This is a genomic window from Actibacterium sp. 188UL27-1, from assembly GCF_016901225.1.
GTDB lineage: Bacteria > Pseudomonadota > Alphaproteobacteria > Rhodobacterales > Rhodobacteraceae > 188UL27-1.
Genome location: NZ_JAFEUL010000005.1, coordinates 196,541 through 220,908, shown reverse-complemented (window position 1 = coordinate 220,908; position 24,368 = coordinate 196,541). Strand labels below are relative to the sequence as shown.

Here is a 24,368-nt window from a genome sequence, read left to right as displayed (position 1 = left end):
CGTGCGGCCTATGAGATAAGGAAAACAGGACATGGCAAATGCGGATCTGTTGACAATGCCGGATAAAAAAACCGCCGATAAACAAAAGGCGCTCGACAGCGCGCTCGCCCAGATCGAGCGGCAGTTTGGCAAGGGCTCGATCATGAAGCTGGGGGGTGACAACCCCATTGCCGAGATTGAGGCGACTTCGACCGGATCGCTGGGTCTTGATATCGCCCTTGGCATCGGTGGCCTGCCGAAGGGCCGAATTATCGAGATCTATGGCCCCGAAAGTTCGGGCAAGACCACCCTGACGCTACATTGCGTGGCCGAAGAGCAGAAAAAGGGCGGTGTCTGCGCCTTTGTCGATGCCGAACATGCGCTTGATCCGCTCTATGCGCGCAAGTTGGGCGTTGACCTTGACGAGTTGTTGATCAGCCAGCCTGATACAGGTGAACAGGCGTTGGAGATCACGGATACGCTGGTGCGCTCCGGTGCCGTGAACATGGTCATCGTGGATTCGGTGGCGGCGCTGACGCCCAAATCGGAGCTGGAAGGCGACATGGGCGATAGTTCTGTCGGTGTCCATGCCCGCTTGATGAGCCAGGCCATGCGCAAGTTGACCGGCTCCATCGCGCGCAGCAATTGCATGGTGATCTTCATCAACCAGATCCGTATGAAGATCGGCGTCATGTTCGGCTCGCCCGAAACCACCACAGGCGGCAATGCGCTGAAGTTCTATTCCTCCGTCCGCTTGGACATTCGCCGCATCGGTGCGCTGAAGGATCGTGACGAAGTTGTTGGCAACGCCACGCGCGTTAAGGTCGTGAAGAACAAGGTCGCGCCGCCGTTCAAGCAGGTCGAATTCGACATCATGTATGGTGAAGGCATCAGCAAAATGGGTGAGTTACTGGACCTGGGCGTCAAAGCTGGCGTGGTCGAAAAATCGGGTGCCTGGTTCAGCTATGGCGACGAACGGATTGGGCAGGGGCGTGAGAATGCCAAGACCTTCCTGAAGGAAAACAGCGCGATTGCCATCGATATTGAAGACAAGATCCGCGCAGCGCATGGCCTGGATTTCGATATGCCGCCGGGCGGCAAGGATGACGACGACCTGATGGAGGCCTGATCGCCACCTGATGCCGGGGCCGAACTGCCCCGGCTTCTTGCTGTGGACACCCTTTCGCCACGCCGCTAAACCTCCCGATGGACCCCAGCCGGGAGAGGACCGATGGCCAGCCTGAACGATATCCGCGCAACTTTTCTGAACTACTTCAAAGCGCAGGGCCACGCGGTTGTGGACAGCTCACCACTGGTGCCGCGCAACGACCCGACCCTGATGTTCGCAAATTCGGGGATGGTGCAGTTCAAGAACCTGTTCACCGGTGTCGAGACCCGCGATTACACCCGCGCGACAACCGCCCAGAAATGCGTGCGGGCCGGCGGCAAACACAACGATCTTGATAACGTGGGTTACACCGCCCGCCACCATACGTTTTTCGAGATGTTGGGAAATTTTTCGTTCGGGGATTACTTCAAATCTGACGCCATCCCGTTTGCCTGGGACATGGTGACCAAGGAATTGGGCATCAATGCCGACAAGCTGTTGGTCACGGTCTATCATACCGATGACGAAGCCGCAGAGATCTGGAAGAAGGTCGCCGGGATGTCCGATGACAGGATCATTCGCATCGCGACGGATGACAACTTCTGGATGATGGGTCCGACCGGCCCGTGCGGCCCAAGCTCTGAGATCTTCTATGACCATGGCGACCACATCTGGGGCGGTCCTCCGGGCAGCCCCGAGGAGGATGGTGACCGGTTTGTGGAGATCTGGAACCTCGTCTTCATGCAATATGAACAGCATGAAGATGGCAGCCGAACCGATCTGCCGAACCAGTCCATAGATACGGGCATGGGGTTGGAACGGGTGGCGGCGCTGCTTCAAGGCACCAACGATAACTACGCAACCGACCTCATGCGCAGTCTGATCGAGGCTTCGGCCAACCTGACCGGTGTGGCCCCCGATGTCGAAGGCAAATCGGTGCATCACCGGGTGATCGCGGATCACCTGCGCTCGACCTCGTTTCTGATCGCTGATGGCGTGATGCCGTCAAATGAGGGGCGCGGTTACGTACTGCGCCGGATCATGCGTCGCGCGATGCGTCACGCCCATCAACTGGGCGTCGATGAACCGCTGATGCATCGCTTGGTTCCCAACCTGATTGGGCAAATGGGCGTTGCTTACCCGGAACTGGGGCAGGCCCAGTCCCTGATCGAAGAGACGCTGCGCTCCGAAGAGACCCGCTTTCGCCAGACGCTTGACCGTGGTTTGGGCCTTCTGGATGATGAATTGGCCAAATTGCCGGACGGTGTCACGCTTCCGGGGGAAACGGCGTTCAAACTCTATGACACATACGGTTTTCCACTGGATCTGACTCAGGACGCCTTGCGCGAAAAGGGCCGTGAAGTGGATGTCGCAAGCTTTGACGCCGCGATGGAGGCACAGAAAGCCAAGGCCCGTGCCGCCTGGTCGGGCAGTGGTGAGGCCAAGGATGCCGCCATTTGGTTCGATCTGGCAGAACAGCATGGCCCCACCGAGTTTCTGGGCTACGACACTGAGACTGCTGAGGGGCAGATCCTTGCATTGGTTTGCGACGGTGCTGCGATTGACACTGTCAAGACAGGCGAGAGCGTGACGGTGATCGTGAACCAAACCCCGTTTTATGCCGAAAGCGGCGGACAGGTCGGCGATACCGGCACGCTAAAAACCGAAACCGGGCAGGCGACGATCACCGACACGATCAAAACGGCCGGTCTGTTTTTGCATATAGCTCAGGTCACCGATGGCGCATTGACACCTGGCACGGGGGCGGAGTTGCGGATTGACCACGACCGCCGGACAATGATCCGCGCAAATCACTCCGCCACGCACCTTCTGCACGAGGCTTTGCGGGTGCGGTTGGGCGATCATGTTGCACAGCGCGGTTCACTGAATGCGCCGGATCGGCTGCGGTTCGATTTCTCTCATGGGGCGGCTTTGTCGGGGGCGGATCTGAGCGCGGTCGAGGCCGAAGTGAATGCCTATATCCGCCAGAACAGCACTGTCGAGACACGGATCATGACCCCGGATGATGCCCGTGCGATCGGTGCGCAGGCTCTGTTCGGGGAGAAATATGGCGATGAGGTCCGCGTTGTCTCCATGGGGCAGGCGGCCACCGGTAAGGGCACAGATGGCCAGACATATTCGCTGGAACTGTGCGGTGGCACCCATGTGCGCCAGACAGGCGATATTGGGTTGTTTGTTAGCCTGGGTGACAGCGCATCGTCGGCCGGGGTGCGTCGGTTCGAAGCGCTGACCGGGGAAGCCGCGCGCAGGTATCTTGCCGAACAAGACCAGCGATTGGCCCAGGTAGCTTCGGCGGTGAAAGCTCCGGTGGCGGACGTCGTGCCGCGCGTGCAGGCCCTGTTGGACGAGCGCAAGGCAATGCAGGCCGAACTGGCGCAGCTCCGCCGCGACTTGGCCCTGTCGAGTGGAGATCAGCCGCAGCCCGAAGGGCGCGAGGTGGGTGGGGTCACCCTGATCGCGCAGATCCTGTCGGGTGTCACCGGTAAGGATCTGCCCAGTTTGATCGACGCCCATAAATCCCGCCTGGGATCCGGTGCTGTCCTGCTGATCGCCGACGCGGATGGCAAGGCGGCGGTCGCGGCTGGCGTGACCGAGGATCTGACAGGTCGGATCTCAGCCGTTGATCTGGTCAAAGCCGCCGTTGTTGAATTGGGCGGCAAAGGGGGCGGTGGCCGACCGGACATGGCCCAAGGCGGCGGTCGTGATGCCGCCAATGCAGATGCCGCGATCAAGGCCGCCGAAACCCTTTTGGAGACCAGCGCATGAAACCCGCCTATTGGATTGCCCATGTCACCGTGACAGATGAAGAGGCCTATGGCCGCTATGCCGCCCTGGCCACGCAGGCAATTGCGGCCCATGGCGGCACCTTTTTGGCGCGCGCCGGGCGTTACCTGCAGCTTGAAGGGACGGACCGGGCCCGCAACGTTCTGGCCCAGTTCCCATCACTTGAGGCGGCGGAGGCCTGCTATCGTTCGCGCGAATACCAGGAGGCGATGAGCCATGCAAAAGGTGCGGCAGAGCGGGATTTGGTGATTGTGGAAGGCGCGTGATTTTGTTCACGGCATTTGCAGTGTGATCCTTGCCGAATAGGCGGAACCCTACCGATTAATACTCATTGATCCGCCAAATAATATCATTGTGACTAGGCGCGATTAACGGTTGCAGTCTGCCAGTATCTGTATTCTCTGGCCATAGCTGTTACGTCGGTGATTTTGAGCGTGTCGCCCCTTTTTTGACCTGAAAATGGTAAAAAGATGCAGATGATCCTAAAATTTTTATATTCTTTTGCACTCCGTTTATTGGTTGTCACCACCCTTTTAATAAATGTCGGTGTTGCAGATCAGGTATTTGCGGCGATCCAGGGTGAACCGATTGCTGGTTCCGTTGCTGGCGGTGAAACACCAGATGACACGCCTTGCGACGGGGACTGTGCTGGGGTTGCCATGACCTGCGGTGGCGGCTGTGCGTCGAACCTGTTGACCCTTTCCATCATCCCCTTCGGCGACCTGAATGCTCGCCAGGTTATTGATCATGGCACCGCACCTTTGATTGGAATTGAACCCGGTTTTGATCCTGATCCTCCGAAAGTGTGATGAGCGATTGAAGCGCCTATGCGCCCTCACTCTCACATTTTGATATCGGAGATGAAAATGACTGATACTCCCGTAGCCTCGGGCGACTGGCGTCGCCATGCCCAAACCCTTGTCGATGCCGGTCCGTCGGACCTGAACCGTGCCCAGTTGGATCATGTGGCCCTTGCCCTGCGCCTTGGACTGGGTGGTGTTTTCCTGACCGGTGGCTGGTGGAAACTATCCCGCGCGCTGGACCCGGATCGCGCCGGCGATTTGGTGACGAGGTACATGGCACCGAATGGTTATATCAATGCGTTCTTCCAGGATTACCTGTTCACCGACAGTCTCTTGACGCCCTGGGCTTTTCTGACCGCCCTGTCGGCATTTGAATTGCTGGCGGGCATTGCCTTGATCCTTGGTGTGTTCATTCGGCCATTGGCCATCATTTTTGGCGTTCTGATGTGGTCGTTCGTGGCGGCATTGCCCGTTTTGACCACGCCGGGGGCCGCCACGGATCAAAGCACCTATCTGACTCCCGCGCTGATCGTGCAGATCCGGGATGTTGGTCTGTCGGGCATCTGCCTGGTTCTGGCCCTGATCGGGTCTGGTCGCCACAGCCTGGATGAACGCCTTATGGCGCGCGGAGCACCGTCGGAAGCGCTGCCATGGCCGGTGCTTGCCTTGGTTTTGCGTATCTCGATTGCGCTCCCCCTGCTTGCTGGAGGCGCGTTCTATGGGCTGGATCACGTCAAATCCTGGATTGGTGTGCCATTGCTGCTGCTCATCATTGGCGCGATCTTTGTTGCCGGACATGGGGTTCGTATCGCGGCGGTTGCAACGGTCGCGGTCTTGGTGGTCTTTGCCATCGGGACAATGGCGCCCGACAAGTCGTTTTGGGACACGCTCAACAGCTTCAAGCGGGAATTTGCGTTCCTGGCCGCGGCCCTGGTCCTTGCCCGGTTTTCCGGCGGTTCGCTGTTGCGTGTGGGTGAATTGGCGCAAAAGCCAATGGGCGTTTTATTCGGGGCATCCCGCGTCTGATCAGATAAAAAGGCCTGCTAAACACGGCAGGCCTTTTCTGTCACGCTGATATCTCTATCGAAAACTGTTAGCTGGCACGGGCCTGACGCTTCCGCTCATGGGGATCCAGATACCGCTTGCGCAGGCGGATCGCATTGGGCGTGACTTCCACCAGTTCATCATCGTCGATATAGGCAATCGCCTCTTCCAGCGACATGGTGATTGGCGTGGTCAGGCGCACGGCGTCATCGGTGCCGCTGGCCCGTACATTCGTCAGTTTCTTGCCCTTCAGCGGGTTCACTTCCAGGTCGTTCTCGCGGCTGTGCTCGCCGATGATCATGCCCGTATAAATCGCCTCCTGCGCGCCAATGAACATCCGTCCGCGATCTTCCAGGTTCCACAGCGCATAGGCAACCGATGTGCCATTTTCCATTGAGATCAGAACGCCTGCGCGCCGCCCGGGGATCGATCCTTTATAGGGCGCCCATTCATGGAACACGCGGTTCAGCACGCCAGTGCCGCGCGTATCGGTGAGAAACTCGCCATGATAGCCGATCAAGCCGCGCGAGGGGACATGGGCGATGATCCGGGTCTTGCCCGCATTCTGGCGCATCTCGGCCAGGTCGCCCTTGCGTGTGCCGGTCAGTTTTTCGATGACGGCACCGGAGTATTCGTCATCCACGTCGATGGTAACCTCTTCGACAGGCTCCATGCGTTGGCCGTTGTCTTCCTGAAACAGAACCTGTGGGCGTGAGATACTTAACTCGAACCCCTCGCGCCGCATATTCTCGATCAGAACGCCCATCTGCAATTCGCCGCGACCGGCAACCTCGAACGCCTCGCCGCCGGGCGTATCGCTGATCCGGATGGCGACATTGGACTCCGCTTCTTTCATCAGACGTTCGCGGATGACCCGGGACTGGACCTTTTTGCCATCCTTGCCCGCCAGCGGGCTGTCATTGATCCCGAAGGTTACGGTGATCGTCGGCGGGTCGATGGGTTGCGAGGGCAGGGGCGTGTCCAGCCCGGTATCGCAGATCGTGTCTGCCACAGTCGCCTTGGCCATCCCGGCAAGGGAGACGATGTCGCCAGCCTCCGCCACGTCAATCGGCTGTTGGGTCAGGCCGCGAAAGGCCAGGATCTTCGTCACGCGGAACTGTTCGATCTTGTTGCCATCGCGGCCAAGCGCCTTGACCGTTTCACCTGTCTTCAGCGTGCCCGCCTCGACCCGCCCTGTCAGGATGCGGCCAATGAAGGGATCGCTGCCCAGGGTCGTGGCCAGCATCTGGAATTGCTCTGACTGGCGGGCGATCTGGGCAGGGGCCTCCACATGCTCCACGACCAGATCCAGCAAGGCCGACAGATCTTTGCGCGGGCCGTCCAATTCCATATCTGCCCAGCCGCTGCGGCCCGACGCATACATGGTCGGGAAATCCAGCTGTTCGTCATTGGCATCGAGAGAGGCAAAAAGGTCAAAAACCTCGTCCAAGGCGCGATCAGGCTCCGCATCCGGCTTATCAACTTTGTTCAGCACGACGATGGGTCGAAGCCCGAGGGCCAGGGCCTTTGACGTCACGAACTTGGTCTGCGGCATGGGTCCTTCGGCGGCATCGACCAACAGCACAACACCGTCGACCATGCTCAAGATCCGCTCCACTTCCCCACCGAAATCCGCATGGCCCGGCGTGTCTACGATGTTGATCCGTGTGTCTTTCCATTCGATGCTGGTCGCCTTGGCCAGGATCGTTATCCCGCGCTCCCGCTCCAGGTCGTTGCTGTCCATGGCGCGCTCGGCCACGGCCTGGTTATCGCGGAACGCGCCAGACTGTTTCAGCAGCTCGTCCACCAATGTTGTCTTGCCATGGTCAACGTGGGCGATGATGGCGATATTGCGCAAATCCATTGCGATGCGTCCTTGAGATCTTTCGAAGTTGCAGGCGCCCTACCGTGCAGTTGCAGAAATAGCCAGACAAAAGGGCGGGCTGGTGGCGTTTGGACGCTGGGGACGTTAAGGCACCGGACTATGACCACCGCCAATGTCATCTGCATCAAGTGGGGCACGCTGTTTGGCCCGGAATACGTAAACCGCCTCTTTGCCGGGGCGCGGCGGCATCTCAGCGGCGATGTGCGCTTCTTTTGCATGACAGAGGATCGCACGGGGTTTGATCCGGCGATCGAGGCGCTGGATCTGCCGGTCGAGCCCTTCCATGACCAGATGAACGCTGCCCTCGCCGTCGCTAACCGCCAGGGGGCCATGCGCAAGGTGAGCCTGTTTCGCCCCGGCCTGATCCCGGATCTGGACGGACCCTTGCTCGGCTTTGATCTTGATGTCGCAATCACCGGTCCGCTCGATGACATCCTAAACCACGCGCCGGGCAAGGTCGCGATGCGCGCCGACTGGGTGGAGGCGCGCCGGGGCCGCAAAACCGGCCACGGATCGGTTTTCCGCTTCGATCCGGCGCTCCATGGCTGGCTCTACGAAACCCTGGCCGCCAATCCCACGGCAGAGGTCGAAAAGGCGCGCGGATCAGAACAGCGCTACACCTCGACCCTGGCCCAAGAGAAAAACCAGTTCGCCTACCTCCCGCCCGACCAGGTGGTCAGCTTCAAACATGACTGCCTGGATCTGCCGCCGCTCAACTGGCTCCGCAGGGCACGAAAACCCGCCAATGCCCGCGTCGTCTGCTTCCACGGCCGTCCAAAGATGCCAGAGGCCATCAAAGGCTATTCCGGCTCGGCCCTGCGCTATTGCCGCCCCACACCCTGGATAGCCGACCACTGGGTCGAATAGCGCCAATCCCACTTTCTTATTGTCGAAAATACTCGCGCCGCAGGCAGGCCGGCACGGGCCTCCCATTAGCCGCCGGTATGGCTCATATGCCGGGTCATCTGACCATCGACCTTTTGGCGCGAATAGTCGAAATCATGGCCCTTTGGTTTCAGCCTAATCGCTGCCCGAATGGCATCTTCGAGAACGTCGTCATCGCCGGGATGCTCCCGCATCGGGGCGCGAAGGTCGGCCATGTCCTCTTGCCCCAGACACATATACAATTCACCCGTGCAGGTCAGGCGCACCCGATTGCAGCTTTCGCAGAAATTGTGGCTGAGCGGCGTGATAAATCCAATTTTCTGGCCCGTCTCTTCCAGCCGTACATAGCGGGCAGGCCCGCCAGAGCGTTCGGCCAAATCCGTCAACTGATATTGCTCGCCCAACCGCATGCGCAGATCCTTGAGGGACCAATACTGATCCAACCGATCTTCATTGCCCAGATCGCCCATGGGCATCACCTCGATAAAGGTCAGGTCCATATCCCGATCGGCACACCAGGCGACAATGTCGAACAACTCTGCTTCGTTGAAACCTTTCAGCGCCACGACATTGATCTTAACCCTCAGACCGGCGGCCTGAGCCGCATCGATGCCGCGCATCACCTGGGGAAGGCGGCCCCAGCGTGTGATCTCGGCAAATTTCGCCTCATCCAGCGTATCCAGGGATATATTGACCCGTTTGACACCACAGGCCACCAGATCTGCGGCAAACCGTTCAAGTTGGCTACCATTCGTGGTCAGGGTCAGTTCGCGCAATGCACCACTGTCCAGATGCCGTGACATGCCCTGGAAATATTTCAGAATATCGCGCCGCACCAATGGCTCCCCACCAGTGATGCGCAATTTCTGCACGCCCAGCCGGACAAACACGGTCGAGATCCAGTCCAGCTCCTCAAGGCTCAGCAACTCCTTTTTGGGAAGAAACTGCATGTTTTCTGACATGCAATAGACACAGCGAAAATCGCAACGGTCGGTGACGGAGACGCGCAAATAGCTGATGGCGCGCTGGAAGGGATCAATCAAAGGAGCGGTCATAGAAGTAAAGCTAGGATGCGCGAACCCGCGCCGCAAGCCGCATTGCGCGTTGAAGGTCCCACAGCAGCGGGATACATTCGTCGTATGTCGGTATTCAGACCTCTCGCAATCCTCATTCTTCTTCTCGCCGTTGCGGGTTGCGCGCGCGTTTCGGGTACGTTTGATCGGATGCGCGGCGGTCAGTCCGAGCCAGCGCCAGCGGTGGCGGCGCAACCCCCTGAGGCCCGGCCCGAAACCGATAGTCTGACAAGCGGCGCGCGCACAGCGGATGACTTCGATACGACCACGGCGGAGGAACGCGCGGCAGCCACGGCAACGGCCCCAAGCGGTGGCCGGCGGGAATTGGGGCGCACAATCGCCTCACTCGGTGATCCGACCGATCCCGGCTTCTGGGCCGAAACCGGTCTGGTCACATCGGCGCAGGAAGGGCGGCTGAGCTATCCGGCCAGCGGCAAGACCGTGACAGTTGAATTGCGCCCCTCGGGTACTGACCCGGCAGCGGGCAGCCGTGTTTCGCTCGCGGCATTCCGCGCGCTTGAGGCGCCGCTGACTGACCTGCCCGAATTGATCGTGATCGGCAATCCAGGCTAGCTGTGGCCCGTTTTGAGGTCGGTCGGCAACTTTCGTGCGGCGTCGTTGCGGGCAAAGGGTTTCATCGTCGCTCCATGCTTTTCAAGAAACGTGACCACGCGGCTGGGATCGTGTTTTGACAAATCGCGCAGCCACCATGCGACCGCCTTTTGGATGAACCACTCCTTGTCTGAAACGTAGTCAGCGGCCCAACCCAGCACGCGGTCCCGGATCGCCAGATCCTGCTCGGTAGGGTGGTTTTGCTTGGTCCAGGGCAGGGTGATGACAAGTGCCGCGCGCCGCGTCCACATGTGGTCCGATTGCGTCCACTCTGCCACCTGATCCACGCGACCCGGATCCGCCAACAACCGCCGTTGTCCCGCCATGCAGGCATGGTCCGCAATTGCCCAGGCATCGAAATCCGGTGCCCAAGACTGGATCAGATCCCACGCCGCGTCATCGGGCCTGAGCCTGGCCTGCGTTAACAGTTTGGCAGCCGCCATGCGCGCCTCATGGATGTTGGTGTGCCACAAGGCCCGGGCCAGGTTCACCCGTTGAGGCACATCCAAGGACTGACGCCATCCCTTGGCCAGATCGTCCAGAACCGGGTTCGCCACGCCAAGATAGGGCCGGTCGGCCTTGTGATAGGCCGCCATATCCGCCGCCTTGCCCGGATCGGCTTTGGCCCGCAATGCATCAAGGGCCGCTTCGGGCGTCATTCCACCGTTACGGATTTAGCGAGGTTGCGGGGTTGGTCGACATCCGTGCCCTTGGCCATGGCGGTGTGATAGGCCAAAAGCTGTGCGGGAATGGCATAAAGGATGGGTGCCAGCTCTGATGCACAAGGCGGCATTGTGATGACCTGCCAGGCGCCTTCGCCAGCGGTTTGCGCGCCGGTTTTGTCGGTGACCAACAGAACCTTGCCGCCGCGAGCCATCACTTCCTGCATGTTCGAAACTGTCTTGTCAAAGACGGCATCAGGCGGTGCCATGACGACCACCGGGACCGTCTTGTCGACCAGCGCTATAGGCCCGTGTTTCAATTCGCCGGATGCGTAACCTTCGGCATGTATATAGCTGATTTCCTTGAGTTTCAGCGCCCCTTCCATGGCCAGCGGGAACATCGCGCCACGGCCCAGGAACAGGATATCACGCGCTTCGGCCAAGCCTTTGCCTGCGGTCTCAAACTGTTCATCCAGCGCCATGGCCTGACTGATCAGGCCAGGCAGGCTTTGAACATTTTCCAGATGCTTGGTGACGTCTTGCCGGCCAAGCACGCCACGATCCTGCGCGGCCTTCAGCGCCAGCAGGAACAGCACTGTCAACTGACAAGTGAACGCCTTGGTCGAGGCTACGCCGATCTCTGTCCCGGCACGGATCGGCAGGATCAAGTCGCTGGCCCGCGCGATGGAGCTTTCGGTGACATTCACAATCGATGCGATCGTCGCGGCTTTGTCCTCACAGTATCGCAGGGCCGCCAGCGTGTCGGCTGTCTCCCCCGACTGGCTGACAAACATCGCGAGCGTCCGGCCCGGGATCGGCGGTTCACGGTAGCGAAATTCGGATGCCACATCGACCTCAACGGGCAACCGCGCAATCTGTTCAAACCAGTATTTCGCCGTCAGGCAGGCATAAAACGCGGTGCCACAGGCCACCATGCTGATCCGGTCATAGGCGGTGAAGTCCAGTCCAGGCTCGGGCAGGGTGATCTGCCCCCCTTCGGCATAATGGGCAAGTGCGTCGCCCAGGACGGTGGGTTGTTCGGCGATCTCCTTGCCCATGAAGTGCCGATGGCCGCCCTTGTCGACGCGTGTCATGTCAAGCTGCACGCGGCTGACGGGGCGGTTGGCCAAGCGTCCATGACTATCCAGGATCTCAACACTGTCACGGGTCAGAACGGCCCAGTCGCCGTCTTCCAGATAGGTGATGCGGTCCGTCAGTGGCCCAAGGGCAATCGCGTCAGAGCCGACAAAGACCTCCCCCTCACCATGCCCCACGGCCAAGGGGGGGCCACGTCGCGCCGCGATCAGCAGATCATCCTCGCCGTCAAACAGGAAACACAGGGCAAAGGCGCCTTCCAGCCGGGCCAGCACCTGCGCGGCGGCGTCGCGTGGGCTGTTGCCTTGGCTCAGGTAGTAATTGGCGAGCATCGCGACCGTCTCGGTATCGGTCTCGGTTTCTTGCATCAAGCCCTTGGCAGCAAGGTCCGCGCGCAGGTCCCGGAAATTTTCGATGATGCCATTATGAACCACGGCGACGGGGCCAGATCGATGGGGATGCGCATTGCCCCGGGTTGGGCTGCCATGGGTGGCCCAGCGGGTATGGCCGATGCCGGATTTGCCAGGCAGGGGGTCGTGTACCAACAGATCCTGCAGGTGGATCAGCTTACCGACCGCGCGCCGCCGGTCCAGCCGATCATTGTGGATGGTCGCGATCCCCGCACTGTCATAGCCGCGATATTCCAGACGTTTCAGCGCCTCAACGATGATCGGGGCGGCCTCATGGTGACCCAGAACCCCCACAATTCCACACATCACTGCTCTCCCTTGGTTTTGGCCGCTTTCAGGGCCTTGAGACGGGCAAACATCTTCCGTGCGAACCCGTCCTTATTGTCTTGCCGCGCGCGCCCGACCGCCATCGCGCCCTCCGGCACGTTCCGGTTGATGACAGAGCCGGAGGCCGTCATGGCCTCATCTCCCACCCTTACCGGCGCGACCAACATGGTGTTCGAGCCGATGAACGCGCGCGCCCCGATGGTGGTCTGGTGCTTGAACACACCGTCATAATTGCAGGTGATTGTGCCCGCGCCAATATTTGTGGCCTCGCCGACGCTCGCATCGCCAATGTAGGACAGGTGGTTCACCTTGGCCCCCGCCGCGAGGGTTGCATTCTTGACCTCAACGAAATTGCCAATCCGGACGTCTTCTGCCAGTTCGGCGCCGGGGCGCAGGCGGGCATAGGGGCCAACAACCGCTCCGCGCGAGACATGGCATCCTTCCAGATGGCTAAAGGCGCGGATCCGGGCGCCGGTTTCCACCGTGACACCGGGGCCGAAAACCACGTTGGGCTCAATGATGGCATCGCGCCCGATATGGGTGTCGTGGCTGAAGAACACGGTGTCGGGCGCGGTCAGGGTCACGCCATTGTCCAGCGCCTCGGTTCGGGCGCGCGCCTGAAAGATCGCCTCTGCCTTGGCGAGACCCGCGCGGGAGTCGATGCCCAGCGTCTCGGCCTCGGGGCAGGCGACCGCGGTGACCGTCAGACCCCGATCATTGGCGAGGCCCACGACATCAGTCAGATAATACTCACCGGCCGCATTGTCGTTTCCTACCGTATCGACCAGATCAAAGAGTGTTGCACCATTGGCCATAACAACGCCGCTATTACAAAAGGTTATGGCGCGCTCCTCATCTGAAGCGTCCTTGAACTCGACGATCCGCAGCAGCCTGTCGCCATCCATGACCAACCGGCCATAGCGGGCAGGATCCGCCGCCTCGAACCCAAGGATCACCACGTCATGGGTTTGCCGTGCCCGGGTCATCCGCTCCAAGGTCTCACCGCTGATAAAGGGCGTGTCGCCATACAAAACAATGATATCGCCGCTGACGTCGGGCAGGGCGGGGCGGGCCTGGGCCACGGCATGGGCCGTTCCCAATCGTTCGGCCTGAACGGCGATGCGCACGTCAGAGTCGATCTGGCGCGCCGCTTGCTCAACCCGGTCCGCACCATGACCCGTCACAATCACCGTTTGCTCGGGATCCAGAACCGCGCCTGATTGCATCGCATGGGCCAGAACCGACTGACCAGCGACCTCGTGCAGCACCTTGGGTAGGTCCGATCGCATGCGCGTCCCCTGACCTGCGGCCAGGACCACTAGATTTACCGCCATGACTGCCCAGCCTGCGTTGTTCTTTTCGTTAACCCTTAGTATCCCGTGCCGATGCTGGGGCAAAGGGCCTTCCGGTCACTTGCCATGACATAAGATTACACGAAATGGGACGGATATGCGGACGGTTATCTTTGATCTCGACGGAACGCTGGCCGATACCAGCGGAGATTTGCTGGCCGCCGCCAATGCCTGTTTCATCGGCTTGGGCCATGGGCCGCAACTGGGGCCGCAGGATGCGGGCACGGCATTGCGCGGCGGGCGGGCCATGTTACGGCTGGGTTTCTCACGTCTGGGTGGCGCGACCGAGGCCGAGATCGACATTCAATATCCCGTTCTGTTGCAGGCTTATGCAAAGAATATTGACACCCATACCGTGATGTATCCCGGCGCGATAGAGGCCGTGAAAACTTTGAATAGTCAGGGGGTTAAGGTAGGCATCTGCACCAACAAACCCGAAGGTCTGGCCGAAACACTGATGCAAAACCTTGGGGTGCGTGACCTGTTCGGGTCGCTCATCGGGGCAGACACGCTGCCGGTGCGCAAACCCGATCCCGCGCCCTTCCACGAGGCCGTCGCCCGTGCCGGGGGAGACAGCCGCCGCGCCCTGTTGGTCGGGGACAGTGACACGGATCACAGCACGGCGCGCGCCGCGGGCGTTCCATCCGTTCTGGTCACATTCGGTCCGGCGGGGGGGGATATGGCGGCTTTGCAGCCGGATGCGCTTTTGTCGGACTTTGCCGACCTGCCGGATCTGGCCGCGCATCTGTTGACTTAACTCATTTCGAGTCAAGTTTTAGGCATCGGGGATCAAGAGAATGTCCGGGCGCACCATTTGCGGGATTTGTCCCATTCGCTGACCAGGTCCAGCAGGGAACGGCTGTCGAGCAGTTGCACCAGACGTTTCTTCATCGCTTTCATCTTCGTGCGGTCATCGCCGGGCACGTGGTTCAGATATCTGACGGCCTTCAACTGTCCAGCATCGCGGTCTGACGGGTCGATCAGGCCGCCCGAAAACAGAACTTCGCTGACCGAGAATTGAATTGCTGCGCAATGCAACGCCTGGGCGGATTTGCCCTTAATGGCCAGTTGTGCGTCCGCCTGGGGGGCGATCATCGTCAGAGTCAGGGCGCAGGCTGCGGCTAAAGTGATGTGTTTCATACCCAAAATCCTTGTTTACATCTTGTCAATCGTCACAGCCTCCGTATCCGTGTTAACTTGGGCTTAACTGTGACTTTTAGCGATTGACGCTCTGGAAATGACCAGCAAGGTTAATGGGATGGAGAAATTTGTAGGTTCTTTCACACAGCAGGAATCGATCCCGGACGCCGGGATCGAGGCGGCCGTTGCTGTCATGCGCTCCGGTCGCCTGCACCGCTACAACACCGCTGCGGGTGACCCGGGTGAGGTTGCGTTGCTGGAACAGGAATTCGCCGCGACCGTCGGCGCGAAGTACTGCCTGGCCGTGGCCTCGGGTGGCTACGCCATGGGGGCGGCCCTGCGCGCCGTGGGCGTCGAACCCGGTGACCACGTCTTGTCGAATGCGTTCACGCTGGCGCCTGTCCCCGGTGCGATTGCGTCCGTTGGGGCGGTGCCGATCTTTGTGGATGTGACATCTGATCTGACCATTGATCTGGATGACCTGCAGACGAAAGCCGGCCAGGCCAAGGTCCTGCTGCTCAGCCATATGCGCGGCCATATCTGCGATATGGATCGCCTGATGGCGATCTGCGACGCGGCTGGGATCACGGTGATTGAGGATTGCGCCCACACGATGGGGGCGGCCTGGCGCGACACGCCTTCCGGTCGGCACGGGGTGATCGGGTGCTACTCCACCCAGACCTACAAGCATATCAATTCGGGCGAGGGTGGCTTTCTTGTGTCAGATGACGATGCGCTGATGGCGCGGGCGATTCTGCTGTCAGGCAGCTACATGCTTTATGATCGCCATCTGGCTGCACCACCCGCAGAGGCTTTTGCCGATTTGCGCTATGAAACCCCCAATGTCTCGGGCCGGATGGACCATTTGCGCGCCGCGATCCTGCGGCCTCAACTTGCGCGGCTGACAAGCCAGGTTGAGAAGTGGAATGTCCGCTACCGGACGGTCCAGGCGGGTCTAAAGAATACCCCTGGTCTGACCGTGATCCATCGGCCGCCCGAAGAAACCTATGTCGGGTCCTCAATTCAGGTGCTTTTGCAGGATTGGGAGGATGCCGATATCCGCATTGTGCTGCAACGATGCGCTGCCCGCGGGGTCGAACTCAAGTGGTTTGGTGCGCCAGAGCCCGCGGCATTCACCTCAAAATACGATCAGTGGCGCTATGCCGAGCCCACACCCCTGCCGCAATCCGACGCCGTCTTGCACGGCGTCATCGACATGCGCATCCCGCTGACATTCAGTGTGGAGGATTGCGCCCTGATCGCGAGGATCATCCGCGCTGAGGTTAGCATTGTTTGGCAGGGGCGTGCCGCCGCCGAATAGCGGGCAGGGGCACTTTCAATTGCCGGCATATAGCGGAACGGTTGAGATCGACATCTTTGCCGATCCTTGCGTCAACTCACTGGCATGGGCCAGGTAGATCAGCGTCTGGTTCCCTTCATCGAAGATCCGCTTGATCCGCAGACTTTTCAGGATGACCGACCGGCGTTCGCGAAAGACGCTCTCACCGTCAGGACTGCGGTCGATGTCCCCAACCTCAATCGGGCCGGTCTGGCGGCAGGCGATGGAGGCATTGGACGGATCTTCAAACCAATTGCCCTGGCTCAGCCGATCCAGCACGGATCGTTCGAAATAGGCAATGTGGCAGGTCACCCCGTCGACTTTCGGATCTTGGATGGCCTCAACGATAATATCATTGCCGACCCAATCAACACCGACCTCGCCAACCTCCTCGGTCATGGCGGCGGACGCTGAGATTGTAATGAGAAAAGCTGTGATTACGTGTTTCATGGGATGAAAACGTCAGCAACCGTCATTGGTTCCAGGGATCTGGACGCGATGGCGAGATTGACCAGCGGGATTGGCGCGGATAGTAATATTGAACGAGCGTTCAATAACTGGGGTGACCGTCATGTTTCAGGCTTCCATGACCTTTGATCTGGGCGAGGATGTGAATGACCTGCGGGAGGCGGTCCATCGTTGGGCGCAGGAGCGGGTCAAACCCATGGCCGCCCAAATCGACCAGGCCAACGCTTTCCCATCCGAGCTATGGCGCGAGATGGGAGAGATGGGCCTGCTCGGCATCACAGTAGAAGAGGAATATGGCGGCACCGGCATGTCCTACCTCGCCCACACCATCGCGGTGGAGGAGATTGCGCGTGCCTCGGCCTCTGTCTCGCTGTCGTACGGCGCCCATTCCAATCTTTGCGTCAACCAGATCCGGCTGAACGGATCGGAGGAGCAAAAGCAGAAATACCTGCCCGGCTTGATCTCCGGTGACCACGTTGGCGCGCTCGCCATGTCAGAGGCCGGGTCCGGTTCCGACGTCGTCTCGATGAAGCTGCGCGCCGAAAAACGCAACGACCGCTACATCCTGAACGGCACCAAATACTGGATCACCAATGGCCCCGATGCCGACACGCTGGTCGTCTATGCCAAGACCGACCCGGACGCGGGCAGTCGCGGTATTACCGCTTTCCTGATCGAAAAGGCCATGACAGGCTTTTCCACCAGCCCCCATTTCGACAAACTGGGTATGCGCGGCTCGAACACGGCCGAGCTGATTTTTGACGATGTCGAGGTCCCGTTCGAGAATGTGTTGGGAGAGGAGGGCCGCGGCGTCCAGGTTCTGATGTCCGGCCTCGATTACGAACGCGTGGTGTTGGCAGGTATCGGCACCGGCATCATGGCTGCCTGCATGGACGAGATCATGCCGTACCTTTCCACTCGCAAACAGTTCGGCACACCCATCGGGAATTTCCAACTGATGCAGGGCAAGATAGCCGATATGTATACCGCCCTGAACTCCGCCCGCGCCTATGTCTATGAGGTCGCAAAGGCCTGCGATAAAGGCACCGTGACCCGCGCTGATGCGGCGGCATGCGTCCTCTATTCCTCCGAAGAGGGGATGAAGCAGGCCCACCAGGCCGTGCAGGCCATGGGGGGCGCGGGCTTCCTGAACGACGCCCCCGTGGCCCGCATCTTTCGCGACGCGAAACTCATGGAGATCGGCGCCGGCACGTCCGAGATCCGCCGCATGCTCGTCGGTCGCGAACTCATGGGGGCGATGGGGTGATCCATAGCCCTTCGTCAATGGTGCACGCGGGGCAGGTCGCGGGGGACGATTGCGACGACCTGATGTTCGTCCTCCCACAGAAGCGGGCCGGGTTCCCGCAGGCGGAGGGTCTGGATCGGAACATCCATCTCCTGGAGCAGCCAAGCCATGTAATGGGCCCTGGCGATATGCTCCCGCGCCGTTGGACGAAACCAGCAAATTCCGGCCTGCTCTCCTTTGCGGTTGGGGCGCAGCCAAAGCCGATTGGGTTCGTCCAGGTTGTCGTTGAACCAGTCAAGCTCGCGGCGCAACTTGCTGACAAGCCACGGTCAGTGGCGACGCGTCGCGTGATCATACCATATGTCATCGGTCGCGCCAAAGATGCCATTCTCAACGAAAAACAGTTCGCATCGCGCGGGCGATACAAATCGAATATACACGGAGATATGGGGCACGTATGTGTGCCCGCCTCTTTTGATGGGGGAAAGGCCCAGGCCGGGCAGACAAGCGGCGGTACGCTGTACCGCAATGCCCAAAAGCTTAGGTCTTGCGCTGTCCAAACATATCCACGTTCCCAAAAAAAGATATACGCCTTCCGTAGTTTGATCCGACCCGACCGATCAATGCCCCCCGATCCGCAAAAGACTGTTTCGGTTCCGTTCAAGACGCACCATGCTTCGCGCATGCCCCGCACAGTAGATGTTGTAATCAGTATTCAACGAGGTCCCCATGAGACACTTGATCTTCGCCGCAGCCCTCTTCATGCCTTCCACTGTTTGGGCCGACCAACCCAGCGGGCAGGTTATTGCGGACCTGGAGTCCTGCGTCAGTTACAGCAGCGACGCGCCGCTCGCCCGCAATGTGGAGCTGTGCCGCGACATCACATTTCAGGCCTGCATCGGCAATACGTCTCAAACGACCCTTGCCATCGAGAACTGCATGGACCGCACCCACAAGGCCTACGACGCGTTGCTCAACAAGTGGTGGCAGCCCATGAAAGCCAATGCCCAGGCCAAAGGCACATGGGATCAGTTGCTGGGCCGTCAACGCCAGTGGATCAAGGACCGCGACGCGGCGTGCGACGCTGCCTACCGCGCCTCAGGCGGCGGCTCGATCCGCAATATCGACTACCTGAACTGTATGATCACGCGCACTGCCGAACGCGCCACCGAGTTCTATTACACGCTTTACAACTGAGTGCTGTCGCGTCGTGGGCCTGTCGGACGGCTGAATTGGAACAAGGGGGGGTCGAGCTGAACGCGGCACATGGCACCCTGAATGAAAGACTGAACATACGGAATACCGGGACCAGGGGTGCATTCCCTGCCTGCAGATCCTACGTGCAGGACGCCACAGCAACATGACGGACGGGTCGGTGATATCGGGGCCTATTGCGCTCTCTTCCGCGTGGGACTTGCCGGACCAGTTGAATATGGCCGAATGGGTTTGTGATCGGTGGGCCAGATTGGATCCGGCCCAGCCCGCGATCCTCGACGCATCCGGGCCTGACCTGCACAAGACGAGTTTTGCCGAATTGCGCCGCATGGCGGATGGGCTGGCCCATCACTTGACCAGCCTTGGCCTGAAACCGGGGGACCGGATCGGGGTTTTGCGCAGCCAGCATGCCTGGACCGCCGCCGCCCATATCGCCATCTGGAAACTTGGGGCAATCTCGATCCCTCTCTTCACGCTTTTTGGCCCCGATGCGCTGTCCATGCGGCTGCGCGATGCCGGGGCGCGGGCCGTTGTCACCGATGCGGTCGGGGCGGAACGCCTGGCCAGCATGGATCTGTGCCCAACCGTGGTGCCAGACAAGCTGGATCTGGATAACGCGCCTTTTGTCCCCGCGGGGACAGGTCCAAATGATCCGGCTGTGCTGATCTATACATCCGGCACCACCGGTCCGCCCAAGGGGGCGCTCCATGGCCACCGTATCTTGTGCGGTCATCTGCCGGGGGTCGAACGCTCCCATGATCTCATGCCGCGCCCCGGGGACCGGATCTGGACACCGGCGGACTGGGCCTGGATCGGCGGACTGTTCGATGTGCTGATGCCCGGGCTTTACCATGGCTTGTCTGTCATCGCCGCGCGCCTGCCTAAATTCACAGGCGCCGCAGCCGCTGATGTCATTGCGCGGGCAGCGGTTCGCAACGTGTTTTTTCCACCCACGGCCCTGCGCCGGTTGCGGGCTGAGGGCACGCGGATTCCCGATTTGCGCTCTGTCGCGTCGGGCGGGGAGCCGCTGGGGACCGAGATGCTGGATTGGGGCCGCACCGCCTTTGGCCTGGAGATCAACGAATTTTACGGACAAACGGAATGCAACATGACCGTCTCATCCTGCGCGGCCCTGTTCCCGGCGCGACCGGGTTTCATCGGGCGCGCCGTTCCCGGATTCGACGTCGCCGTATTGGATCCGGACGCGGCTGGCGAAGGTGATATTGCCGTGCGGCGCGGCGCTGCGTCCATGATGCTGGGCTATTGGAACAACCCGCAAGCCACCACCGAAAAATTCAAGGGCGACTGGATGCTGACAGGTGATCGCGGCGTTATCAAAGACGGCTTCATCCGTTTCGTGGGGCGTTCCGATGATGTCATCACATCGTCAGGGTATCGGATCGGTCCGGCTGAGGTTGAGGATTGCCTGCTGACCCATCCCGCCGTCGACAGTGCCGGTGTCATCGGCAAACCCGACCCGGACCGCACGCAGATCGTCTGCGCCTTTGTGGTGCTGCGCCCCGGTGAGACACCGACCGAGGGGCTGGAGCAAGAGTTGAAAGACCATGTCAAAACCCGCCTCGCCGCCCACGAATATCCGCGAGAGGTGCATTTTGTGGATGACTTACCCCTGACCGTCACGGGTAAGATCATGCGCAAAGACTTGCGTAAACTGGCCCTGGAGCGTCTGCCATGACCCAACTGCCCGATCGCGACACCGACCTGTCCCGCGCCATCGACGCGGCGTTGAAAGAACAGCGCCGGTATGAAGAACGCCGCACGACCCGCCTGGGCCAGGGGACGGAGCGGGTGATGGCGCCAGCCAGCCGTCTGATCCGCCGGTTTGTGCCACCTGGCATGATGCGGGCCGCGTTGGAGGCTGCGGATCGCGGAACGGGACTGACCTTGCCCCGGGAGCTGAGCGGCCATGACACCAGTGAGTTGGCTCTGTGCGAGGCGGCGGCCCTGCGGGTCCAAGCCTGGTCTGCGGGTTCTGCTGCGGCCACGGGTGGGGTATCGGGCTGGTTCGGCGGGGCGGGCATGACGCTGGATATTCCCGCCACGATCACCATCGCCGCGCGCAATGTTCGGGCCACCGGCCTTTCCTTTGGATTCAGCGGGGAGGCGGAAGAAGAGCGTATTTTCCGGCTGGCTTTGTTGGAGTTGGCCACCGTTCAAGGATTGGAAGGGCGCAACGATGCGTTGGGCCGGATCAACCGGATCGCCAGCGAGTTGAACGAACCCGAGGTTCGGATGATCACGGAAAAGGCCACGGAATGGGTGGTGGAAAAGGTGCTGGACCGTGTGGCACGCTCGCTGGGCACCGATCTGTTGAAACGCAAGGCCTCCCAAGTGGTGCCCATCGCAGGCGGCGTGATCGCGGCTGGCATCAATGCTTCGTTCCAGACAGATGTGGGACGGGCGGCGCGCTATGGCTACCGGATGCGCTGGTTGATGCATCGCCAGGTTCTGCCGGCACCGGAGGTAGTTGAGGAATGACCCGCAGGAGACTGACACCACAAGAAAAAAAGGCATTAAGCTATGCGCGAGATACGCGCGCGGCCTATGGCCAGAACCATAAGGCGAGCCGCCGTTTGGTGCCACTGCACAAGGCGCAATCCAAACGTGCAGTGCGCCGGACCGACAAGGCAGGCTTGCGGCACGATCCGGACGCTGCCCTGCCGACGCGACCCAAGGCGGGTTGGGTGAAGTGGCCCGACACGCGCCTGGGCGAATATGTGGCCCAGCAACAAAAGCGGCGTATCCAAAGCGCCGGCGCGCGATCACGGCGACGGGCGGTGCGTATCAAAATGTGGGGATTTTGATGAAGATCGGAACGCAGTCATCTGATAAATCACAGGATTTTCAGATCAATAGCAGCAGCCACCTCGCGGCTCTGCAGGTTGTTCGGGAGGCTGCCGATCATGCCGCTGCCGGTGGTGGGGAGGCTGCACGCGCGCGCCATATCGCCCGTGGAAAGATGCTGCCCCGCGAACGGGTCGCGAACCTGCTGGACCCGGGTTCTCCGTTTCTGGAGATCGGCGCTATCGCGGCCCATGGTTTGTATGACGGGGCCGCGCCCTGCGCCGGGGTGATCGCAGGGATTGGCCAGGTGGCGGGGCAGGAGGTCATGGTGGTTTGCAACGACGCCACCGTGAAAGGCGGCACCTATTATCCGATGACGGTCAAAAAACACCTGCGCGCCCAGGAGGTTGCGGAGGAGAACCATCTGCCGTGCATCTATCTGGTGGATAGTGGTGGGGCTAATTTGCCGAACCAGGATGAGGTGTTTCCGGACCGCGATCATTTTGGACGGATCTTTTACAATCAGGCGCGGATGAGTGCCAAGGGCATTGCGCAGATTGCTGTCGTCATGGGGTCTTGCACAGCAGGCGGGGCCTATGTGCCGGCCATGTCGGATGTCACGATTATCGTTGAAAATCAGGGTACTATCTTTCTGGCCGGGCCGCCTTTGGTCAAGGCTGCCACAGGCGAAGTTGTCACGGCCGAAGAGTTGGGCGGTGGCGATGTCCATACCCGGTTGAGCGGCGTGGCCGATATGCTGGCGCGAGACGATGCCCATGCCCTGGCGCTTGCGCGGCAGGCGGTCGGGGCATTGAACCGGCGGCGGCCCGAAAGCGTGGTCTGGGCTGATCCGCGCCCGCCGTCCCATGATCCGGCTGAGTTGCTTGGCGTGGTTCCTGCAAACTTATCAACACCTTATGATATCCGCGAAGTGATCGCGCGGATCGTGGATGGCTCCGATTTCGATGAATTCAAGCCGCGGTTCGGAGAGACCCTCGTGACCGGTTTTGCCCATATCGAAGGCTGCCCGGTGGGTGTCGTCGCCAATAACGGGGTTCTGTTTTCGGAGGCCGCGCAGAAGGGGGCGCATTTCGTTGAACTGTGCTCTCAACGGTCTATCCCGTTGATTTTTATCCAGAATATTACCGGTTTCATGGTCGGTAAGCGTTATGAGAATGAAGGGATCGCGCGGCACGGGGCGAAGATGGTGACGGCGGTGGCCACGACATCGGTACCGAAGATCACCCTGGTGGTGGGCGGATCGTTTGGTGCTGGAAATTATGGAATGTCCGGAAGGGCTTATGGGCCACGCTTCATGTGGTCATGGCCCAATGCGCGGATTAGCGTGATGGGGGGGCCGCAGGCGGCTGGTGTGCTGGCGACGGTCAAGCGCGATGCCGTGGAACGACGTGGCGGTGTATTTTCGGATGAGGATGAAGCCGCGATAAAAGACCCTGTTATCAAACAGTTCGAGGAGCAATCCCACCCGCTTTATGCCTCGGCTCGGCTGTGGGATGATGGCGTAATCGACCCGCGCGACAGTCGCAAAGTGCTGGCGCTGAGCCTGCGGGCTGCGCTGAACGCCCCCGTTGAGCCCACGCAGTTTGGCGTATTTCGGATGTGATGATTTCGATGCAGAACCCATACACATTCCATACATACGCCAGACACATTACCCTAGGGCACGCGCCGTGACGCTTGATGATGTAAAAGCGCGATATCCGGGCGCCGAAACCTTTACTTTTGGCGATGGTCAGGCGTTGTGCGATGACCTGATCGCGCTGGTGCGGTCGGGCAAAAAGACAGCGACCTGCGGTGCCTTGCGGGACTTTGACCCGGGCGGGGAGGCGATGCCAGCGATAGGGCGGTTTGACATTGCGCTGAACTGGGATGGCAGCCCTGCTTTTGTAATCGAGACGGTCAAGGTTACCCGGCGGCGGTTTTGTGATGTCGATGCCGATTTCGCCTTGGCGGAGGGAGAGAACGACACACTGGAGGGCTGGCAGCGCGATCATCAAAGGTATTTTGAGCGCAATGGCGGATGGCACCCAGAGATGGTGGTGGTTTGTGAGCGGTTCCGATTGGTGGAGGATCTCGGCGGATGATCTTGACGAT

General features: G+C 60.4%; 24 protein-coding genes. 16 read left to right on the top strand and 8 right to left on the bottom strand.

Annotated elements, in window-relative coordinates:
- Nucleotides 1-31 precede the first annotated feature (31 nt).
- The 5 genes from recA (at nucleotide 32) to IU397_RS09380 (ending at nucleotide 5,721) form a co-directional block, all read left to right on the top strand.
- Nucleotides 32-1,108, top strand: coding sequence for a recombinase RecA (recA, locus tag IU397_RS09400; protein ID WP_204412693.1), 1,077 nt, complete (start codon nucleotides 32-34; stop codon nucleotides 1,106-1,108).
- Nucleotides 1,109-1,210: 102 nt separating this feature from the next.
- Nucleotides 1,211-3,874 carry an alanine--tRNA ligase gene (gene alaS / locus IU397_RS09395; protein ID WP_204412691.1) on the top strand — a complete coding sequence of 888 codons (2,664 nt, stop codon included), beginning with the start codon at nucleotides 1,211-1,213 and terminating at the stop codon, nucleotides 3,872-3,874.
- Complete coding sequence (locus IU397_RS09390) at nucleotides 3,871-4,158, top strand: DUF1330 domain-containing protein (protein WP_204412690.1); 288 nt, start codon at nucleotides 3,871-3,873, stop codon at nucleotides 4,156-4,158. The genes alaS and IU397_RS09390 overlap by 4 nt, the downstream gene beginning before the upstream one ends.
- Nucleotides 4,159-4,362: 204 nt before the next feature.
- Nucleotides 4,363-4,701, top strand: a complete 339-nt coding sequence (locus IU397_RS09385) for a hypothetical protein (protein WP_204412689.1) — start codon at nucleotides 4,363-4,365, stop codon at nucleotides 4,699-4,701.
- A 57-nt stretch (nucleotides 4,702-4,758) separates the two neighbouring features.
- Nucleotides 4,759-5,721: a DoxX family protein gene (locus IU397_RS09380; RefSeq protein ID WP_204412688.1), complete on the top strand. Its 963-nt coding sequence runs from the start codon at nucleotides 4,759-4,761 to the stop codon at nucleotides 5,719-5,721.
- A gap of 67 nt (nucleotides 5,722-5,788) precedes the next feature.
- On the opposite strand, the gene typA is transcribed toward IU397_RS09380, so the two are convergent.
- Nucleotides 5,789-7,603, bottom strand: coding sequence for a translational GTPase TypA (gene typA / locus IU397_RS09375; protein ID WP_204412687.1), 1,815 nt, complete (start codon nucleotides 7,601-7,603; stop codon nucleotides 5,789-5,791).
- A 120-nt stretch (nucleotides 7,604-7,723) separates the two neighbouring features.
- Between typA and IU397_RS09370 the strand changes: the two genes are divergently transcribed.
- Entirely contained in the window at nucleotides 7,724-8,491 is a 768-nt protein-coding gene (locus tag IU397_RS09370) for a glycosyl transferase (protein ID WP_204412680.1), read from the top strand.
- A 65-nt stretch (nucleotides 8,492-8,556) separates the two neighbouring features.
- Here the strand turns inward: IU397_RS09370 and moaA are convergent, their stop codons facing one another.
- Nucleotides 8,557-9,564, bottom strand: a complete 1,008-nt coding sequence (gene moaA / locus IU397_RS09365) for a GTP 3',8-cyclase MoaA (protein WP_204412678.1) — start codon at nucleotides 9,562-9,564, stop codon at nucleotides 8,557-8,559.
- An 84-nt stretch (nucleotides 9,565-9,648) separates the two neighbouring features.
- Between moaA and IU397_RS09360 the strand changes: the two genes are divergently transcribed.
- Nucleotides 9,649-10,155, top strand: coding sequence for a hypothetical protein (locus IU397_RS09360; protein WP_204412676.1), 507 nt, complete (start codon nucleotides 9,649-9,651; stop codon nucleotides 10,153-10,155).
- Here IU397_RS09360 and IU397_RS09355 read toward each other — a convergent pair.
- From IU397_RS09355 to glmU, 3 genes are read right to left on the bottom strand one after another with little or no spacing between them, the layout of a single operon-like run.
- The gene (locus tag IU397_RS09355; RefSeq protein ID WP_204412674.1) at nucleotides 10,152-10,853 is read right to left on the bottom strand and encodes a DNA alkylation repair protein; all 702 of its coding nucleotides are present in this window, start codon (nucleotides 10,851-10,853) and stop codon (nucleotides 10,152-10,154) included. The two genes, IU397_RS09360 and IU397_RS09355, sit on opposite strands and share 4 nt — an antisense overlap.
- Nucleotides 10,850-12,667 carry a glutamine--fructose-6-phosphate transaminase (isomerizing) gene (glmS, locus tag IU397_RS09350; RefSeq protein WP_204412672.1) on the bottom strand — a complete coding sequence of 606 codons (1,818 nt, stop codon included), beginning with the start codon at nucleotides 12,665-12,667 and terminating at the stop codon, nucleotides 10,850-10,852. The genes IU397_RS09355 and glmS overlap by 4 nt, the downstream gene beginning before the upstream one ends.
- A complete protein-coding gene (gene glmU / locus IU397_RS09345; protein WP_204412670.1) occupies nucleotides 12,667-14,022 on the bottom strand; it encodes a bifunctional UDP-N-acetylglucosamine diphosphorylase/glucosamine-1-phosphate N-acetyltransferase GlmU in 1,356 nt (451 codons plus the stop codon). Before glmU ends, glmS begins: the two co-directional genes overlap by 1 nt.
- A 115-nt stretch (nucleotides 14,023-14,137) precedes the next feature.
- Between glmU and IU397_RS09340 the strand changes: the two genes are divergently transcribed.
- Nucleotides 14,138-14,797, top strand: coding sequence for an HAD-IA family hydrolase (locus tag IU397_RS09340; RefSeq protein WP_204412668.1), 660 nt, complete (start codon nucleotides 14,138-14,140; stop codon nucleotides 14,795-14,797).
- Nucleotides 14,798-14,829: 32 nt separating this feature from the next.
- On the opposite strand, the gene IU397_RS09335 is transcribed toward IU397_RS09340, so the two are convergent.
- The gene (locus IU397_RS09335) at nucleotides 14,830-15,180 is read right to left on the bottom strand and encodes a hypothetical protein (RefSeq protein WP_204412666.1); all 351 of its coding nucleotides are present in this window, start codon (nucleotides 15,178-15,180) and stop codon (nucleotides 14,830-14,832) included.
- A gap of 118 nt (nucleotides 15,181-15,298) precedes the next feature.
- On the opposite strand from IU397_RS09335, the gene IU397_RS09330 reads away from it, so the two are divergent.
- Nucleotides 15,299-16,501: a DegT/DnrJ/EryC1/StrS aminotransferase family protein gene (locus tag IU397_RS09330; protein WP_239479694.1), complete on the top strand. Its 1,203-nt coding sequence runs from the start codon at nucleotides 15,299-15,301 to the stop codon at nucleotides 16,499-16,501.
- A 15-nt stretch (nucleotides 16,502-16,516) separates the two neighbouring features.
- On the opposite strand, the gene IU397_RS09325 is transcribed toward IU397_RS09330, so the two are convergent.
- On the bottom strand, nucleotides 16,517-16,969 hold the full coding sequence (locus IU397_RS09325) for a CreA family protein (RefSeq protein WP_204412660.1): 453 nt from the start codon (nucleotides 16,967-16,969) through the stop codon (nucleotides 16,517-16,519).
- A 121-nt stretch (nucleotides 16,970-17,090) separates the two neighbouring features.
- On the opposite strand from IU397_RS09325, the gene IU397_RS09320 reads away from it, so the two are divergent.
- Nucleotides 17,091-18,254, top strand: a complete 1,164-nt coding sequence (locus IU397_RS09320; protein WP_204412658.1) for an isovaleryl-CoA dehydrogenase — start codon at nucleotides 17,091-17,093, stop codon at nucleotides 18,252-18,254.
- Between the two features lie 14 nt (nucleotides 18,255-18,268).
- Here IU397_RS09320 and IU397_RS09315 read toward each other — a convergent pair whose 3' ends face one another.
- Nucleotides 18,269-18,544: a hypothetical protein gene (locus tag IU397_RS09315; RefSeq protein WP_204412656.1), complete on the bottom strand. Its 276-nt coding sequence runs from the start codon at nucleotides 18,542-18,544 to the stop codon at nucleotides 18,269-18,271.
- A gap of 418 nt (nucleotides 18,545-18,962) precedes the next feature.
- Here IU397_RS09315 and IU397_RS09310 point away from each other — a divergent pair, with 418 nt between their 5' ends.
- From IU397_RS09310 to IU397_RS09285, 6 genes are all read left to right on the top strand, one after another.
- Nucleotides 18,963-19,430, top strand: coding sequence for a lysozyme inhibitor LprI family protein (locus IU397_RS09310; RefSeq protein ID WP_204412654.1), 468 nt, complete (start codon nucleotides 18,963-18,965; stop codon nucleotides 19,428-19,430).
- A gap of 163 nt (nucleotides 19,431-19,593) precedes the next feature.
- Nucleotides 19,594-21,144 (top strand): AMP-binding protein, encoded by a 1,551-nt coding sequence (locus tag IU397_RS09305; RefSeq protein WP_204412652.1) that lies wholly within the window; start codon nucleotides 19,594-19,596, stop codon nucleotides 21,142-21,144.
- On the top strand, nucleotides 21,141-21,947 hold the full coding sequence (locus IU397_RS09300) for an EcsC family protein (RefSeq protein ID WP_204412650.1): 807 nt from the start codon (nucleotides 21,141-21,143) through the stop codon (nucleotides 21,945-21,947). The genes IU397_RS09305 and IU397_RS09300 overlap by 4 nt, the downstream gene beginning before the upstream one ends.
- Nucleotides 21,944-22,273 carry a hypothetical protein gene (locus tag IU397_RS09295; RefSeq protein ID WP_204412648.1) on the top strand — a complete coding sequence of 110 codons (330 nt, stop codon included), beginning with the start codon at nucleotides 21,944-21,946 and terminating at the stop codon, nucleotides 22,271-22,273. The genes IU397_RS09300 and IU397_RS09295 overlap by 4 nt, the downstream gene beginning before the upstream one ends.
- Nucleotides 22,273-23,877: a carboxyl transferase domain-containing protein gene (locus IU397_RS09290; RefSeq protein ID WP_304519726.1), complete on the top strand. Its 1,605-nt coding sequence runs from the start codon at nucleotides 22,273-22,275 to the stop codon at nucleotides 23,875-23,877. The genes IU397_RS09295 and IU397_RS09290 overlap by 1 nt, the downstream gene beginning before the upstream one ends.
- Nucleotides 23,878-23,944: 67 nt before the next feature.
- On the top strand, nucleotides 23,945-24,358 hold the full coding sequence (locus IU397_RS09285; RefSeq protein ID WP_204412644.1) for an ASCH domain-containing protein: 414 nt from the start codon (nucleotides 23,945-23,947) through the stop codon (nucleotides 24,356-24,358).
- The last annotated feature ends 10 nt before the right edge of the window (nucleotides 24,359-24,368 follow it).